Genomic DNA, 14,657 nt, shown 5'->3' with positions numbered 1-14,657 from the left:
TACACGAAAGTACGGGCTCAGCGACGCGTCGGGGTGAAGTGCGCCGGGGGCATCCCGCACTCGCGCAACGTCGAGTCCTGCTCGACGTCGGTGAGCACACCGGCGGCATTGATGAGGCCGATGTGCGAGAACGCCTGCGGGAAATTGCCCAACTGCTCCCCGGTCCGCTGGTCGATCTGCTCGGCGAACAGGCCCAGGTCGTTGACCCGACCAGCCAGATCGCGAAACAACTCGTGCGCCCGGTCCCGCTCGCCGGCCAACGCCAGGCAACTCACCAACCAGAACGAACAGATGACGAAGCCCGCCGGGTCGCCGTTCCAGCGCCGCAGCAGGCCGTCGTGCGACAGCCCCCGCTCGACCGCGCGGATCGTCGAGAGCATCCGTGGGTCATCGGCCCGCAGAAAACCCACCAGCGGCATCACCAGCACCGACGCGTCCAGATCCTCGGAATCAAAAACCCCGGTGTACGACTGGAGCCTGTCGCTCCACCCCCGCTCGAGGATCGCCGCGCGCACCTCGTCCCGGGCCGCCGTCCAGCGAGCCAGGTCCTGCGGTCCGCCGAGCTGGTCGCCGAAGCGGACCGCCCGGTCCAGTGCCACCCAGCACTCCACCTTCGAGGACACATGGTGGTGCTGCACTCCACGCTCCTCCCACATCCCCGCGTCCGGCTGTTTCCAGTCCTGCTCGGCCTGATCGGCGAGCACCCGGAGCAGGTGGTATACGTCCGGGTCGAACGGTTCCAGCTGGTCGCGCATCAGCCAGGCGGCGTCCATGGCCGCGCCGTAGATGTCGTTCTGCCGCTGCCGCCACGCGTCGTTGCCGGTCACCACCGGAGGGCTGTCGCGGTAACCGCCGAGCTGCTCCAGCCGATGCTCGGTGAGGTCCCGCTCCCCCAGCACCCCGTACATGATGGGCACCGGCTGGTCGCCGATCCGGCCCATCGCCCGGCCCAACCAGGCGAACTGCCGCCGCACCTCGTCGAAGCACGCCGACCGCCACAGCGCCCGCAGAGTGTGGCTGAAGTCGCGCACCCAGACGTAGCGGTAGTCGTAGTTGCGGTCCCCGCCGAGCTTCTCCGGCAGCGAGGTGGTCACGGAGGCCACCACCGCACCGCTGGGCCGGTACGTCATGCCCTGCACCACCAGCCCGCTGCGCCGCACCTCCTCGGCGTAGAGACCCTGGTACGCGTGCTCGTCGGCCCAGGACCGCCAGCCGGCGACGGTGTCGGCGATCGTCTGGTCGGCGTCCGGCACCTCCGGCAGTGGGGCGTCGTAGGTCGGGGCGTACCCGAGACTGAAGTTGTGGGTGGTGCCGGCGCGGACGGTGAACGTCGCTGCGGCATCGCCATCGTCGCCGCACGCCAACCGCACGCTGCTGCGGAAGGTGAGCCGCGCGGCCCCGGCGATGGCCTCGAGCATGTCCTCACGCTCGACCAGGTACGCGATGGTGCGCCCGTACTCGAAGCGCGGACGGTAGTGCACCCGCATGGGCACCGCACCGGAGAGTCCCTGCACGCTACGGACCAGCACCTGCGGTGGGTGCATCCCGATGTCGTGACCTCGCGAGCCGGGTTCGAAGGCGAGCGCGTCGGTGAGCGCGACCTCCCCCTGCGCGGTGCGGAAGACGGTCCGCAACACCAGGGTGTCCTTCAGGTAGCTCCGTTCGACTGTGAAATCGGCCTCCGGCCGGATCGACCAGTGCCCCGCACCGTCGTCGAGCAGCCTCCCGAACACCGACGGCGCGTCGAACCGACCCGGGCACCACCAGTTCACCGAGCCGGAGGCGTCCACCAGCGCCGCGCTGCGGCCGTCGGCGAGGAACCCGTAGTCGCTGATCTGTCCGCTCTCCACCTGACTGCCTACCCGGGCAGTCAGCGCCCATTCCCCTCCTGCCCGACGGTGGTCTCCGCGTTACCGGTCGGCCTGGAGGGGAACGCGGAGAGCTGACGAGGGAGGATGCTCATGACGTCAGCTTCGGGGCCGACCGCCGCCTGGCGGTCTGGCACACAGGGTGGCGACCTGCTTCCATCCGGGCCGGCCGGCCGCCTGTCGACACCGGCCGGGGACGGCCACGGGCCGGAGGCGGGCCCGGCGACCGTGACGATCGGCTCGTACCCGGACTATCCGACCGCTCAGCGGGTCGTCGACTACCTGGCCGACAACCGCTTCCCGGTGGAGCACAGTGCCATCGTCGGCACCAACCTCACACTGGTGGAGACGGTGCTCGGGCGAATGACCACCGGTCGAGCCGGCCTGCTCGGCGCCGGTACCGGCGCCTGGTTCGGGCTCTTCATCGGCCTGTTGTTCGGCATCTTCACAGTCGGCAACTGGCTGGCGGTGATCCTGGTCGGCCTGGTCATCGGTGCGATCTGGGGTGCCGTCTTCGGCGCGGTCGCGCACGCCATGACGGGCGGGCAGCGCGACTTCACCTCGGCCAGCTCACTGCGCGCCGGCCAGTACGCGGTGACCGTCGACGCGCAGCTCGCCGACCAGGCACGACAGCTGCTCGGTCGGATGCAGATGTCCGGCTCGGCGGCGAACACCCGCTGAGCGACGATCGGCCGCCCGTCCCAGCAAGACTCGGGACGGGCGGCCGCGTCGTCGTTCAGTCGGGCTGAGCCTCGAACAGTTCGCCGTACCGCGTGGCGCCGCGCACCGAGTCCGCAGCGAAGGTGACGTGCCCGACCGGCACGCGACCGCCGACGGCCTCGGCCACCCGTGCCGCTGCCGCCAGCGCGAAACCGCCGCACAGCTCGATCAGCGCGACCCCCTCGGCCAACAGGTCCACCGCCACCGCGGGGGCCATCACCGGGTCCGGCACGGGCACCAGGTAGGTGCGTTGGCCGGCGCGGTCCAGCACGACCCGGTCGGCAACGGGGTCGCTGCCCGGGTGCTCATAGATGTACGCCCAGCTGACAGTCATCGGGCCCACTCCCCCTCACGGATCGGTGACGCCGACCGTAGGCGTTGAACGCGACGTGAGGTCAAGCCGCGCGACGCCACCGGGATCGAGCCGATCAATAGGTCGCGTACGTCAGCTCGCCGGCACGGATGTCGACCTCGACCCGGTTCTCCGGTGGTGCCAGCGGGCAGGCCCAGCGGTCGTCGTAGGCGCAGCTCGGGTTGTATAGATAGTTGGCGTCCAGCCGGACCCGGTCGCGGGGCAGCAGCTCGACACCCCGGCCGAAGGTGCCCTTCACCGTGTCGGTGAGGTACCGGCCTCCCCCGTAGCTGTCCCGCCCGCAGGTGCCGTCGCGCAGCGGAACGAACAGCCCGCCTCCGTACGCCTCGATCCACCACAGGGTCAGCGGCCCCCAGGACGTCTCGGCAACCGCCACCCGCCGGTACGCGATCACCCCGTCCGGGCCCCCGGTGTCGATGCGCAGCTCACCGCTGGCCGGTCGCAGGGGCGCCTCGACCACGGCCTCGGCATTGGGCGGGAAGTAGCGCACCCCGGTGAAGCCGGCGCGCTCCGCCGGCGGGATCGGGCTCTGCGGGTGGGTGGTGAAGAGTTCGTCGCGGCCGGCACGGAAGCCGGCCAGGTCGACGTCGGACAGGTACAGCCGGGCCACCCGCTCGCGCCAGTCGGCCAGCTCCAGATCATCCACGCCACCGAGCCTATGCCGCGGCGCTGCGGCAGCTCAGCGCGACGGCCAGTTCGTGAGGACGGCGTCGAGGGCATCCAGGGTGCGCGACCACGAGTCGTCGGTGGGGCGCGGGGTGTGCCGGAAGCCGCCGGTCTTCTCCAGGCTCACGAACCCGTGGAACGTGCTGTGCATCATCCGCACCGCGTCGGTCTGGTCGGGCTCGGAGAGCCGGTAGCCGCGCAGGATCGCCCGGGTCATCTCGGCGTGCCGGACGCCCGCGCTCGCGGCGGCGGTCTCCGGGTCGAGGTCGATCTGCATGGCGGCGTAGCGGCCCGGGTGCTCCCGCGCGTAGTCGCGGTATGCGTCGGCGAAGGCCACCAGCGCGTCCTTGCCGGCCCGACCGGCGAGCGCGGCGGCGACCCGGTCGGCCAGCTCCGCCAGCGCCAGCAGGGCGATCCTGACCCGCAGGTCGTGCGCGTTCTTGAGGTGGAAGTAGAGACTGGCGTCCTTCACCCCGAACTGGCGCGCGAGCGCGGCGACCGTGACGTTCTCCACGCCCACCTCGTCGGCCAGCTCGGCCGCGGCGAGTGTCAGGCGCTCAACGGTCACCTTGGCACGTACCACCCCAGCACACCCCAACCTAGCCGTAATAATCGTTTGCCTAGGAGAGCTAGGCTACTACCTATGTTGGTCCTGACCGAATCCGTCATCCGCGCGTCCTTCGTCAATTGCAGCAAGGGCGAGGCGAAGCGGCTGGCCGTACCGAATGATCTTGAAATGCGCCAGTGGGACGACCTCGACTTTCTCGGCTGGCGGGATCCGTCCGCGCCGCAGCGGGCCTACCTGGTCGCCGAGACCGACGGCAAGCTGGCCGGGGTGGTGCTGCGGGCCGCGACGCACCAGACCGGGCGCGTACGGCACAGCATGTGCTCGTTCTGCCTGACCACGCACCTCGGCGGAGGCGTCTCGTTGATGACCGCCCCCAAGGCCGGTCCGAGCGGACGGCAGGGCGATTCCGTGGGCACCTACCTGTGCTCCGACCTGGCCTGCTCGCTGTATCTGCGGGGGAAGAAGCACGCCGGGCCTCCCGCACCCGAGCCGCTGCCCCTGCCGGAGCGGATCGACCGCGTCAGGGCCGCCCTCGCGGCGTTCCTGCGCAAGGTCGCCGAGTGACGCCCGCCGGCTAGCGGTCGGTGGCCAGGCGGGCGTGCAGGTGCTCGTCGTAGCGGCGGCCGTCGCCGTACCGGTACGACTCGCGCAGGGTGCCCTCGGCCGGGTAGCCGGCGCGATCGGCGACCCGGCAGGACGCCGGGTTGGCCACCGCGTGACACAGCTCCACCCGGTGCAGCCCGAGATCGGCGAACGCCCAGTCGGTGAGCCGGACGACGGCCCGGACCGCCACCTGACGCCCCCGCGCCGCGGGCACCGTCCAGTAGCCGATGGACGCGTCGCCGTCGTGGATGCGGTGCAGCGACACCGAGCCGAGCAGTTTTCCGTCGGCCGCGGCGGTGACCGCCATCGAGGCGTGACCACCGCTGGACCAGTCGGCCCGGCGACGCACCCAGAGCAGCGCGACCTCGTCGTCGATCGGGTCGCCACCCTGCGGGTTCCACTGGGCGATCGCCGGATCCTGGAGGGCGTCGCGGACCGCCGGAGCGTCCTCGTCTCGCCAGGGGCGCAGCAACAGGTCGGCGGCGGAGAGTTCCACGTGTTCCACGAGGCCGGAGTCTGGCACAACCCGAGGCCTCCGCGCCGCCGGATTAACGCAGACTTCCTTCAAAGCTGCACGATCCGGCGGCCAGGGCGCCAAGAAGTGACCCAGGAGACGCTCAACGACGTTATTTAAATTTTGAAAGAGTGCTATCGTCATCGGCATGACCGAGAGCCTGGACAGCACCCGAGAGGCCGCCTGGCGCGCCTACATCGAGGCCAGCCAGCGTCTCTACACCCAGTTGGAAGAGGATCTGCGGGTCGACAGCGAGCTCAGCTTCGCCGACTACCACGTGCTGGTCCTGCTCTCCGAGGCACCCGGGCAGCGGTTACGGATGGGCGAGCTGGCCGGCCGGTTGATCTTCTCGCCCAGCCGCCTCACCTACCAGGTCTCCTCCATGCAGCGTCGTGGCCTGGTCAGCAAGGAGCCCTGCCCGGACGACCGGCGCGGCAGCGAGGCGGTGCTCACCGCCGCCGGGCTGCTCGCCCTGCGGGAAGCCGCACCCCACCATCTGGCGTCGGTGCGTACCCATCTCATGGACGACCTCGACGATGCCGAGGTCGCCTGCCTCACCCGGGTCTTCGACCGGCTCGGCGAGCGCCTGCGGGCATCGCGGGTCAGCTCGACCACCCCCGCCTCACGCTAGGAGCCTCGACATGCCCGCGATCACCGTCGACAACGTCCTCGTCCTGCCCCGCCTGCCCCGACTCGACGAGGCCACCACGATCCGCCCGGTCCGCACTGTGACCACGGCGCCCAGCGGCTTCGAGGGTGAGGGTTTCCCGGTCCGTCGTGCCTTCGCCGGGGTGTCGACCACCGACCTGGACCCGTTCATCCACCTCGACCAGATGGGCGAGGTCGACTACGCCCCGGGCGAGCCCAAGGGCACCCCGTGGCACCCGCACCGCGGCTTCGAGACCGTCACGTACATCATCGACGGCGTCTTCGACCACCAGGACTCCAACGGCGGTGGCGGCACCATCACCGACGGCGACACCCAGTGGATGACGGCGGGCAGCGGCCTTCTGCACATCGAGGCGCCGCCCGAGCACCTGGTGATGAGCGGCGGGCTCTTCCACGGCACCCAACTGTGGGTCAACCTGCCCCGCTCGGCCAAGATGAACCCGCCCCGCTACCAGGACATCCGGGGTCGGGAGTCGGCGCTGCTCACCACGCCCGACGGCGGCGCGCTGATCCGGGTCATCGCCGGCGAGGTCGCCGGGCACCGCGGCCCGGGTTCGACCTTCACCCCGATCACCATCACGCACGTCACAGTGCAGCCGGGCGCGCAGGTCGACCTGCCCTGGCGGCCCGACTTCAACGCCCTGGTGTACGTGCTGGGCGGTCGCGGCACCGTCGGCACCGACCGGCGGCCGGTGCGCACCGGCCAGCTCGCTGTGCACGGCGCGGGTGACGCGCTGCGGTTCAGCGCCGACACCTCGCAGGACAGCAACACCCCCGCACTGGACCTCTACATCATGGGTGGTCAGCCGATCCGGGAGCCGGTGGCACAGTACGGCCCGTTCGTGATGAACACCCGGGACGAGCTGCTCAAGGCGTTCGAGGACTTCCAGGCCGGCCGCCTCGGCGTGATCCCCACCGAGCGGCTCCCGCACACCGGCGGCCAGGGCACCCGGCCCTGACCACTGACGACCGCTGAGTTCGGCGCCGATGCCTCCGATTCACCCGGGGGCGTCGGCGCCGCCTCAGGAGACCGCAAAAATCCCGGCAACGCCCAGAATCACCATCACCAACACCGCTACCAGCGCACCCCGTTCGCTCTCCACCGCCGGCTCGCGGTTCTCGGTCACGGGATTCGTCGTGTCGCGGGGCATAGTGTGGCCTCCTCGGCTGTTGTCGCGTCGTTTCCGATGGCGTCGGCCAGGTCACCGGTCTGGGGGCCTGGCGTGCGGACCCGCGTCGGGGGTCCTACCGTGAGGACGTTGCCGACCTCCAGGGGGGCTGGACGGTGCCGTTGCAGGACTGGTTCCTCACCGCTGAGGAACGCGCCAACCCGGTCTCTGGCATACCCGTATGGACCACGGGAAACCTCGCCGAGCCGTTGATTCACGGTGTCGCGTACTTCGACCGACTGGTCGACGAGGTCGAGGCCCTGGCCCCCGGCGACCACCTGTTCTTCACCGACTGGCGGGGTGACCCGGACCAGCGACTGCGCCCGGACGGTCCGACAGTGGCCCAACTCTTCGCGCGGGCCGCGCAGCGCGGTGTGGTGGTCAAGGGGTTGATCTGGCGCTCGCACCTCGACGTCCTGGCGTACAGCGAGGCCGAGAACCGCGACCTCAGCGAGACGATCTCGGCCGCCGGTGGCGAGGTGCTGCTGGACCAACGGGTCCGGCGCGGCGGATCGCACCATCAGAAGCTCGTGGTGCTGCGGCACCAGGGCGCGCCGGAGCGGGACGTCGCCTTCGCCGGCGGGATCGACCTGTGTCACAGCCGCCGCGACGACGCCGCGCACCACGGCGACCCGCAACCGGTGCAGATGTCCCCCCGGTACGGACCCAATCCGCCCTGGCACGACGTGCAGCTCGCGGTGCGCGGTCCGGTGGTCGGCGCGTTGGACACCCTGTTCCGGGAACGCTGGACCGACCCGATGCCACTGGACTCGGAGAACCCGATGGCCTACCTGCGGGACCGGCTGCGCGGCTCGGACCTGCGCCCCGACCCGCTGCCCGAGCAGCCGGCGGATCCGCCGCCCTGCGGTCCGCACCAGATCCAGGTGCTGCGCACCTACCCCGCCGTCCGCCCGCGCTACTCGTTCGCACCGAACGGAGAGCGGACCGTGGCCCGGGGTTACACCAAGGCGGTACGTCGGGCCCGCCGGCTGATCTACCTGGAGGACCAGTACCTCTGGTCGGCCGAGGTCGCGGACCTGTTCGCGCACGCGCTACGGGACAACCCGGACCTGCACCTGATCGCCGTCGTCCCCCGCCACCCGGACGTGGACGGCAAGCTGGCGTTGCCGCCGAACATGGTCGGGCGCGAGCAGGCGCTGTCGCTGTGCGAGCGGGCCGCACCGGACCGGGTGCACGTGTTCGACGTGGAGAACCACGCCGGCAACCCGGTCTACGTGCACGCGAAGGTCTGCGTGGTCGACGATGTCTGGGCCAGCGTGGGCAGCGACAACTTCAACCGACGGTCCTGGACGCACGACAGCGAGTTGTCCTGCGCGGTGCTCGACGACACCCCGGACCAGCGGGAGCCCACCGACCCGGCTGGGCGGGGCGACGGCGCGCGGAGCTTCGCCCGGGACCTGCGACTGCGGCTGTGGCGCGAGCACCTGGACCGCGACCCGGACGGCGCGGACGACGCCGACCTGCTGGACCCGGCGGACGCCGTCGCGGCCGTCACGGCCGCCGCCGACGCGCTCCAGCAGTGGTACGACGACGGCCAGGTGGGAGAGCGGCCGCCCGGGCGGCTGCGCCCGCACCGCCCCGAGCGGTTGCCGTGGTACACCCGGGCCTGGGCGCTGCCGGTGTACCGGCTGGTCTACGACCCGGACGGCAGGCCGCTGCGCGCGAGGCTGGCCGGCACCTGGTGAAGTGGTCGGGCCGGCTCCGGCGCGGGGACCGCGTGCACGTTCAGCCCGCCGGGGTAGGCGAACGACGAGCGCGGTGAGTAGTAGCCGAAGCCGATGGTCAGCGGGTTGGCCGGGCGCAGCGCGTACATCGGGTGGTCGGGCCGGAGGAACTCCACCGACTCGATCTCGAACGGGGCGACCGGCTCGGCGACGAACGGGTAGGCCGAGCTGAGCAACTGGCCGTCGCGCCGGGTGAAGTAGCGGTGGTGCCCACTGCTGATCACGTGCCCGGTCTCCCCCACCCGACACCGGGCCCGGATCAGCGGCGTGCCGTCGATCTCCGTCTCGGAGAGCAGGTCCTCGCCGTCCACGTCGATCCGGGTGCGCCCGGCGAGCACCGGGGCGCCGCGAGCGACGGCGTACTCACGGACCCGCCGGCTGGAGGCGACGTAGTGGGTCCACCAGCCACCGGCGTTGAGGCCGCCGGGCGCGTCGACGCCCAGGAGCGAGACGCCGAGGTAGGTCAGCGAGTACGCGCCGAAGCCGGAGGTCTGCGTCTCGTCGTCGACGATGTACTGGTTGAGGAAGACCTGCCGGTCGGGACGGGGGCAGAGCCCCGGCGGGACCAGCGCGGCGACCGCCTCGGGATCCGCCGGCAGCCAGCTGAAGTACAGGGTGCGACTGTTCACGACAAGCTGGGGAGCGGCTGGATCGAGCACGGTGCCTCCGAACCGGGTGTGTACACGCGACGCTACGGCCGGTCCCACCAGCGGGACAAGGACGGATAGTCGACACTCCTGGCGACTTGTCGGATTTCCTGTTGACCAGTCGACGCGACCCGTGGGCCGATCGGCCGAACCGGTCGGCCGACCGGCCAGCGCACCGCAGCGGGAACAACGGGTAAGGATCCTCACAGCCACCCCAACTTCTGCGCCATATGCCCCTTTTCTTACTCAACACACCTTAAGTACATCAACCTTTCGGCTAGATTTCTGGGAGACGATCAGGTTAAGGTGACTCCCGAACGGCCCATTGAAAGCTAAACCAAAGCGTCACGTCTTTTTCGTCAGCGGACGAGGTGCAGGGAGGACCACCCATGACCGCGCCAACGATCACCGAGCAGCCGAGCGCCGCCGTCAAGGCCACCACCAAGCTCGACCCGCGCGCTCTCACCGACAGCGCCGCCGACCTGCTCAACGCGATGGCGGCGCTGCCCGCCAACCACCCGTCGCGCGCCGCGCTGCGGGACCGGGCGATCGAGGCCTGGCTGCCGCTCGCCAACCACCTGGCCCACCGCTACAGCGGGCGCGGCGAGCCGAACGACGACCTCGCGCAGACCGCCGCGATCGGCCTGATCAAGGCCATCGACAAGTTCGACCCCGAGCGCGGTGTCGACTTCGCCGGTTACGCGATCCCCACCATCATCGGCGAGCTCAAGCGGCACTTCCGGGACCGCACCTGGGACATCCGGGTGCCCCGCCGGCTCCAGGAGCTGCGGCTGGCCATCTCCGACGCCAACAGCTCGCTCCTGCAGACCCTCGGCCGCTCGCCGACGGTCGCCGACATCGCCGCGCACCTCAAGCTCACTGAGGAAGAGGTGCTGGAGGGGCTGGAAGGCGCCCGCGCGTACAACGCGGTGTCGCTGTCCACCCCGACCGGCGACGGCGAGCGCGCCACCGAGCTGGGCGACATGCTCGGCGGCGAGGACAGCGAGTTCGAGCTGGCTGAGCTGCGGGTCGCCCTCGGCCCGGCGCTGGCCACCCTCGACGAGCGCGAGCAGAAGATCCTCACGCTGCGCTTCTACGGCAACCTGACCCAGTCGCAGATCGCCGACCAGATCGGTGTCTCGCAGATGCACGTCTCGCGGCTGCTGACCCGGGCGCTGACCAAGCTGCGCGGCCAGCTCGACGGCACGTACTGATCGGTTCACGAACGGAGGGCCGGGTCCATGGACCCGGCCCTCCGTGCTGTCCGTGGTGTCACGTGAGCGTTACAGTGCTATCACAGACCGTGCTGGTCGCGTCGACCTCACCAGACCAGCTCAGCGCCCGACCGGCTCCCGCCACATCGGCCAGAACGGCGTGCCGTCGGGCACCCGGAACGGCTCGCCGGCCAGGTAGCCGTGCTTCGCGTACAGGTCCCGGCTGCGCGGGCTGCTCGCTTCCAGGTATGCCGGCATGCCGTTGGCGTCCAGCCAGTCGTGGTGGTGCCGCATCAACGCGCTCCCCAGGCCCTGCCCCTGCCGGTCCGGCTGGGTCGCCAGGAACGCGAGGTGGTGGTGGTCCGGGTGCGGGTGGTTCGCCGCGAACAGCTCGTCGAGGTGCTGGAACCGGTCGGTCCACTCGCCGCAGGCGGCGGCCAGTCGGGCGTCGTAGTCCGCCGGCGGCGGCGCCGGTTCACCGACCGACGGAAACCAGACCGCGACCGAGGCGCGGTCCGCGGTGGCGTGGACGATGCCGTGCCGCATCGCGTGCGCGACCAGGATCTCGAAGTCGCCGGCCAGCACGGCCTCCCGCTTGCTCGGGTCGGGGACCAGCCAGTACGTCACCTCCAGGACGGTGAACGCCTCGGCGATCCGACCCGCCACGAGGGCGGTCTCCTCCGGTCCGAGCTGCTCGATGACCACGCTCATCGGGTCACCTCCACGGCGGCCGGCGTCTCCGGCTTGACGGCGGCGGCGCTCGCCGCGCCCAGGCCGATCCGGGCGTACGTGTCCGGGCGGTTGCTGCGCAGCAGCAGGGCCCAGCCGATGCCCAGCAGGGCGGCCACCGGGTACGCGGCGGGCAGCGCCCAGCGCAGCGTGGAGTCCGGCGCGACGCCGAGCAGGTTGGCGAAGTTCGACACGGCCAACCAGATGATCACGACGAGCGCGATGGTGGCCAGGCCGGGCGCGATGGCCCGTCGCCAGAGGTTTTCGCCGCTGGCGGAGCGGGCGAAGTAGGCGATCACCGCCACCGAGGTGGTGGCGATCAGCAGCAGGACACCGAAGCCGCCGGTGGTGCCGACCCAGAAGAAGAGCTGCACCACAGGATCCCAGCCGTTGATCGCGTACAGCAGGATGACCAGCAGTCCGAGGACGCTCTGCGCCACCGAGGCGGCCCGCGGCGCCCCGGTACGGGCCGAGGTCTGCCCGAACACCGCCGGCAGCACCCGCTCCCGACCGAGCGCGAAGGTGTAGCGGGCAGTGGTGTTGTGGAACGAGATCATCGCGGCGAGCACCGAGGTCAGGAAGAGCACCTGCCCGATGGTGACCGCGGTGTCGCCGAGGTGCGCGGCGGCCAGGTTGAAGATGAGCCCGACGCTCTGCTCGCCGGCCTCGGCGACGATCTGGTCCTGCCCGACCGCGACGGTCATGGTCCAGGACGACAACGCGTACAGCCCTGCGATGATCGCCACCGAGAGGTAGGTGGCCAGCGGCACCGTCCGCTTCGGGTCCTTGCTCTCCTCGCTGAAGACCACCGCCGACTCGAAGCCGACGAAGCCGAGGACGGCGAGCACCAGCACCGCGCCGACGCCCGGCACGAAGAGGTTGTCCGGTGAGAACGGGGCGAAGCTGACCCCACCGTCGGCCGGGTTGCCGAGCTGTCCCAGGTCGAAGACGAGGACCACCACGATCTCGGCGACCAGCAGCGCGGCCAGGACCATGCCGTTGAGGTCGACTCGGAGCAGGCCGAGCAGGCCGACCAACGCCCACGCCACCAGGGCCACGACGGCCCAGTGCGGGTGCCCACCGAAGAGCCGGTCGAGCACCGGCTCGGCCGCCACGCCGATGGTGCCGTACAGCCCGACCTGGAGCGCGTTGTACGCGATCAGCGCGACCCAGGCGGCGCCCACGCCGGCCGGTCGGCCGAGCCCCCGGGAGATGTAGGCGTAGAAGGCGCCGGCGTTCTCCACCCGGCGGGACATCGCCACGTAACCCACCGAGAAGAGCGCGAGCACCGCGGCGATCAGCAGGAAGGCCAGCGGGATGCCGGTCACCCCGATGACGCCGTAGCCGGTGGTGACGACGCCGGCCACCACTGTCAGCGGCGCGGCGGCGGAGAGGACGAAGAAGATCACCGAGGGGATGCCGAGGCGGCCCCGGGCCAGAGCTTCGGAGACGTTGCTGGGTCGGTCGACTGTCGATGTCGGGGGCATACGACTACTCCGATTGTCGAGGGGAGGGTTGGGGGTTACCGGAGGGGGATCAGGGGATGCCGCGCAGCACGGCGGCGCCGACGGCGGCCTCGGTGTGCCCGACGAGTTCCTTGAGGGGCGCCGGCAGCGCGGGGATGAGGACGTTCAGCCGGTGGTGCGCGCGGGGGCCGGCGCTCCACAGCACCTCGCGGGTCAGCCCGGCGGCCACGACCAGGCCGAGCAGCAGGGCGTCCGGCACGCCCGGCGGGTCCGGCCGGTCCAGCAGGGCCCGTAGCCGGGTGGCCGGCCAGGCCACCGCGTTGAGGTCGATCGGCAGGTAGCTGACCGAGGTACGCAGCAGCCGGCGACTCTCCTGGCGGCGCAGCACTCCGGCGCGGGCCAACCGCTCCCCCACCGAGGTCGTGGCGCTCTGCGCCAGGAAGCTCAGCCAGGTGCGCAGCTCCCGGTGCTGGGCCTCGCCGACCAACTGGTCCAGCACCGTGTGCGCCAGGGCGTCGGCCGGCGGACGCCTGTCGATGACGCTGATCTGCCCGGCCGTGACGGTGATATGTCCATAAAGGATCAGCTCGCCGAGGAGCCCGCCGGCCAGCCCGAGCCCGGTCGCCGCCGGGTGCAGTTTGGCCTTGCCGCGACTGTCGTTGTGTGCGATCAGGAAGAACTCGTCGGCGATGAGCAACGGTCCTCCCGCACAGGTGTGTCCACAGTGATCGCGACCGGGAAAGGATGCACCGACAGCTACTGCAACGCAACTCCCAGATTTGAAAGTTGCACTCCGTGCATCTGCGACCTGCGGATCTTGTCGTGGCAGACTCGGACGGTGACCGCCATTCCCACCATCCGACCCGCCGCCAGCCCGACCGTGCGTCGCCGCCGCATCGCCCGGGAACTCCGCCAACTTCGGGAACGCGCGGGCATGACCCTCGATGTGGCCGCCCGTCAGCTCGACATGTCGAAGAGCAACCTCTCCCGGATCGAGACCGCGCAGATCGGCATCAAACCGCGCGACGTCCGAGCCGCCCTCGCCCTGTACGAGGTGACCGGTTCGGATGCCGAAGCGCTGATCGAGATCGCCCGAGGGGCGCAGCAGCGCGGCTGGTGGCAGAACTACAGCGACGTGCTCCCCGAGTGGTTCGAGTTCTACGTCGGGCTGGAGGCCGAGGCGGCCGCGCTGCGCACGTACGAGGCCGAGTCGGTACCCGGGCTGTTGCAGACCGAGGCGTACGCCCGGGAGATCTTCCGGCGCACCGCCGGCGAGGACGGTCTGGAGCGCAAGATCGCCGCCAGGCTGCGCCGGCAGGAGGTGCTGCGCCGCGAGGACCCGGTCGATCTGTCGGTGATCCTCAACGAGGCGGTGCTCCTGCGCCCGGTCGGCGGCGCCGCGGTGATGGCTGAACAACTGGTCCACATGAGCCGGATCGCGCAGCTACCCAACGTGACAATCCAGGTACTTCCCTTCACGGCCGGCGGGCATCCCGCGATGAGCACCCCGTACGTGATCCTCAACTTCGCCGATGCCGCCGACGCGTCAGTGGTTTACCTGGATAACCTCACGATGGGGCTGGCTCTGGAGGAAGCCGATCATGTGCTCGGGTATAGCCTTCTGCACGAGGAGCTGTGCCGGATGGCGCTCGATCCGACGGCGTCGTTGACCCGTCTTGAGCATGCTTCTCGTAACTTTGCGTGAC

At 70.7% G+C, this 14,657-nt stretch carries 17 protein-coding genes; 7 read left to right on the top strand and 10 right to left on the bottom strand.

All coding sequences use genetic code 11. The features are described 5' to 3' along the window. Positions 1 to 17 precede the first annotated feature (17 nt). Positions 18 to 1,850 (bottom strand): glycoside hydrolase family 15 protein, encoded by a 1,833-nt coding sequence (locus NIE79_RS03885; RefSeq protein ID WP_238677223.1) that lies wholly within the window; start codon positions 1,848 to 1,850, stop codon positions 18 to 20. Between the two features lie 111 nt (positions 1,851 to 1,961). Between NIE79_RS03885 and NIE79_RS03880 the strand changes: the two genes are divergently transcribed. Further along, positions 1,962 to 2,549, top strand: a complete 588-nt coding sequence (locus NIE79_RS03880; protein ID WP_238677222.1) for a YflT domain-containing protein — start codon at positions 1,962 to 1,964, stop codon at positions 2,547 to 2,549. A 55-nt stretch (positions 2,550 to 2,604) separates the two neighbouring features. On the opposite strand, the gene NIE79_RS03875 is transcribed toward NIE79_RS03880, so the two are convergent. From NIE79_RS03875 to NIE79_RS03865, 3 genes are all read right to left on the bottom strand, one after another. Then, positions 2,605 to 2,922: a DUF6506 family protein gene (locus NIE79_RS03875; RefSeq protein WP_238677221.1), complete on the bottom strand. Its 318-nt coding sequence runs from the start codon at positions 2,920 to 2,922 to the stop codon at positions 2,605 to 2,607. Between the two features lie 94 nt (positions 2,923 to 3,016). Beyond that, on the bottom strand, positions 3,017 to 3,607 hold the full coding sequence (locus NIE79_RS03870; RefSeq protein WP_238677220.1) for a DUF1684 domain-containing protein: 591 nt from the start codon (positions 3,605 to 3,607) through the stop codon (positions 3,017 to 3,019). Between the two features lie 33 nt (positions 3,608 to 3,640). Further along, the gene (locus NIE79_RS03865) at positions 3,641 to 4,195 is read right to left on the bottom strand and encodes a TetR/AcrR family transcriptional regulator (RefSeq protein WP_308193127.1); all 555 of its coding nucleotides are present in this window, start codon (positions 4,193 to 4,195) and stop codon (positions 3,641 to 3,643) included. A gap of 75 nt (positions 4,196 to 4,270) precedes the next feature. On the opposite strand from NIE79_RS03865, the gene NIE79_RS03860 reads away from it, so the two are divergent. Further along, entirely contained in the window at positions 4,271 to 4,759 is a 489-nt protein-coding gene (locus NIE79_RS03860) for an FBP domain-containing protein (protein WP_238677218.1), read from the top strand. Positions 4,760 to 4,769: 10 nt separating this feature from the next. On the opposite strand, the gene NIE79_RS03855 is transcribed toward NIE79_RS03860, so the two are convergent. After that, complete coding sequence (locus NIE79_RS03855) at positions 4,770 to 5,303, bottom strand: GNAT family N-acetyltransferase (RefSeq protein WP_238677217.1); 534 nt, start codon at positions 5,301 to 5,303, stop codon at positions 4,770 to 4,772. Positions 5,304 to 5,460: 157 nt separating this feature from the next. Between NIE79_RS03855 and NIE79_RS03850 the strand changes: the two genes are divergently transcribed. Together NIE79_RS03850 and NIE79_RS03845 are read left to right on the top strand one after the other, a co-directional pair. Then, positions 5,461 to 5,943: a MarR family winged helix-turn-helix transcriptional regulator gene (locus NIE79_RS03850; RefSeq protein WP_238677216.1), complete on the top strand. Its 483-nt coding sequence runs from the start codon at positions 5,461 to 5,463 to the stop codon at positions 5,941 to 5,943. Between the two features lie 10 nt (positions 5,944 to 5,953). Continuing rightward, positions 5,954 to 6,940, top strand: coding sequence for a pirin family protein (locus NIE79_RS03845; protein ID WP_238677215.1), 987 nt, complete (start codon positions 5,954 to 5,956; stop codon positions 6,938 to 6,940). Positions 6,941 to 7,003: 63 nt separating this feature from the next. Here NIE79_RS03845 and NIE79_RS33560 read toward each other — a convergent pair whose 3' ends face one another. Beyond that, entirely contained in the window at positions 7,004 to 7,132 is a 129-nt protein-coding gene (locus tag NIE79_RS33560) for a hypothetical protein (protein WP_256441970.1), read from the bottom strand. Positions 7,133 to 7,266: 134 nt separating this feature from the next. On the opposite strand from NIE79_RS33560, the gene NIE79_RS03840 reads away from it, so the two are divergent. After that, positions 7,267 to 8,856 carry a phospholipase D family protein gene (locus NIE79_RS03840; protein WP_238677214.1) on the top strand — a complete coding sequence of 530 codons (1,590 nt, stop codon included), beginning with the start codon at positions 7,267 to 7,269 and terminating at the stop codon, positions 8,854 to 8,856. Here NIE79_RS03840 and NIE79_RS03835 read toward each other — a convergent pair. Continuing rightward, a complete protein-coding gene (locus tag NIE79_RS03835) occupies positions 8,805 to 9,554 on the bottom strand; it encodes a hypothetical protein (RefSeq protein ID WP_238677213.1) in 750 nt (249 codons plus the stop codon). The genes NIE79_RS03840 and NIE79_RS03835 overlap by 52 nt on opposite strands. A gap of 377 nt (positions 9,555 to 9,931) precedes the next feature. Here NIE79_RS03835 and NIE79_RS03830 point away from each other — a divergent pair, with 377 nt between their 5' ends. Then, positions 9,932 to 10,756, top strand: coding sequence for a SigB/SigF/SigG family RNA polymerase sigma factor (locus tag NIE79_RS03830; protein ID WP_091401616.1), 825 nt, complete (start codon positions 9,932 to 9,934; stop codon positions 10,754 to 10,756). A gap of 120 nt (positions 10,757 to 10,876) precedes the next feature. On the opposite strand, the gene NIE79_RS03825 is transcribed toward NIE79_RS03830, so the two are convergent. From NIE79_RS03825 to NIE79_RS03815, 3 genes are read right to left on the bottom strand one after another with little or no spacing between them, the layout of a single operon-like run. Beyond that, entirely contained in the window at positions 10,877 to 11,467 is a 591-nt protein-coding gene (locus NIE79_RS03825; RefSeq protein WP_238677212.1) for a GNAT family N-acetyltransferase, read from the bottom strand. Beyond that, positions 11,464 to 12,972 (bottom strand): APC family permease, encoded by a 1,509-nt coding sequence (locus NIE79_RS03820; RefSeq protein ID WP_238677211.1) that lies wholly within the window; start codon positions 12,970 to 12,972, stop codon positions 11,464 to 11,466. Before NIE79_RS03820 ends, NIE79_RS03825 begins: the two co-directional genes overlap by 4 nt. A 49-nt stretch (positions 12,973 to 13,021) precedes the next feature. Continuing rightward, the gene (locus NIE79_RS03815) at positions 13,022 to 13,648 is read right to left on the bottom strand and encodes a GOLPH3/VPS74 family protein (RefSeq protein ID WP_238677210.1); all 627 of its coding nucleotides are present in this window, start codon (positions 13,646 to 13,648) and stop codon (positions 13,022 to 13,024) included. 183 nt (positions 13,649 to 13,831) lie between these two features. Between NIE79_RS03815 and NIE79_RS03810 the strand changes: the two genes are divergently transcribed. Further along, positions 13,832 to 14,656 (top strand): helix-turn-helix domain-containing protein, encoded by an 825-nt coding sequence (locus tag NIE79_RS03810; RefSeq protein ID WP_308193130.1) that lies wholly within the window; start codon positions 13,832 to 13,834, stop codon positions 14,654 to 14,656. Position 14,657: the final 1 nt, after the last annotated feature.

It is taken from the genome of Micromonospora trifolii (assembly GCF_022229005.1).
Lineage (GTDB): Bacteria > Actinomycetota > Actinomycetes > Mycobacteriales > Micromonosporaceae > Micromonospora > Micromonospora trifolii.
This window is presented reverse-complemented; position numbering and strand designations above follow the sequence as displayed.

Excerpts from the sequence above, each read along its gene's own strand:
- NIE79_RS03880 (WP_238677222.1), top strand. The coding sequence starts at position 1,962 with ATGACGTCAGCTTCGGGGCCGACCGCCGCCTGGCGGTCTGGCACACAG.
- NIE79_RS03820 (WP_238677211.1), bottom strand. The coding sequence starts at position 12,972 with ATGCCCCCGACATCGACAGTCGACCGACCCAGCAACGTCTCCGAAGCT.
- NIE79_RS03845 (WP_238677215.1), top strand. The coding sequence starts at position 5,954 with ATGCCCGCGATCACCGTCGACAACGTCCTCGTCCTGCCCCGCCTGCCC.
- NIE79_RS33560 (WP_256441970.1), bottom strand. The coding sequence starts at position 7,132 with ATGCCCCGCGACACGACGAATCCCGTGACCGAGAACCGCGAGCCGGCG.
- NIE79_RS03850 (WP_238677216.1), top strand. The coding sequence starts at position 5,461 with ATGACCGAGAGCCTGGACAGCACCCGAGAGGCCGCCTGGCGCGCCTAC.
- NIE79_RS03875 (WP_238677221.1), bottom strand. The coding sequence starts at position 2,922 with ATGACTGTCAGCTGGGCGTACATCTATGAGCACCCGGGCAGCGACCCC.
- NIE79_RS03830 (WP_091401616.1), top strand. The coding sequence starts at position 9,932 with ATGACCGCGCCAACGATCACCGAGCAGCCGAGCGCCGCCGTCAAGGCC.
- NIE79_RS03825 (WP_238677212.1), bottom strand. The coding sequence starts at position 11,467 with ATGAGCGTGGTCATCGAGCAGCTCGGACCGGAGGAGACCGCCCTCGTG.
- NIE79_RS03860 (WP_238677218.1), top strand. The coding sequence starts at position 4,271 with ATGTTGGTCCTGACCGAATCCGTCATCCGCGCGTCCTTCGTCAATTGC.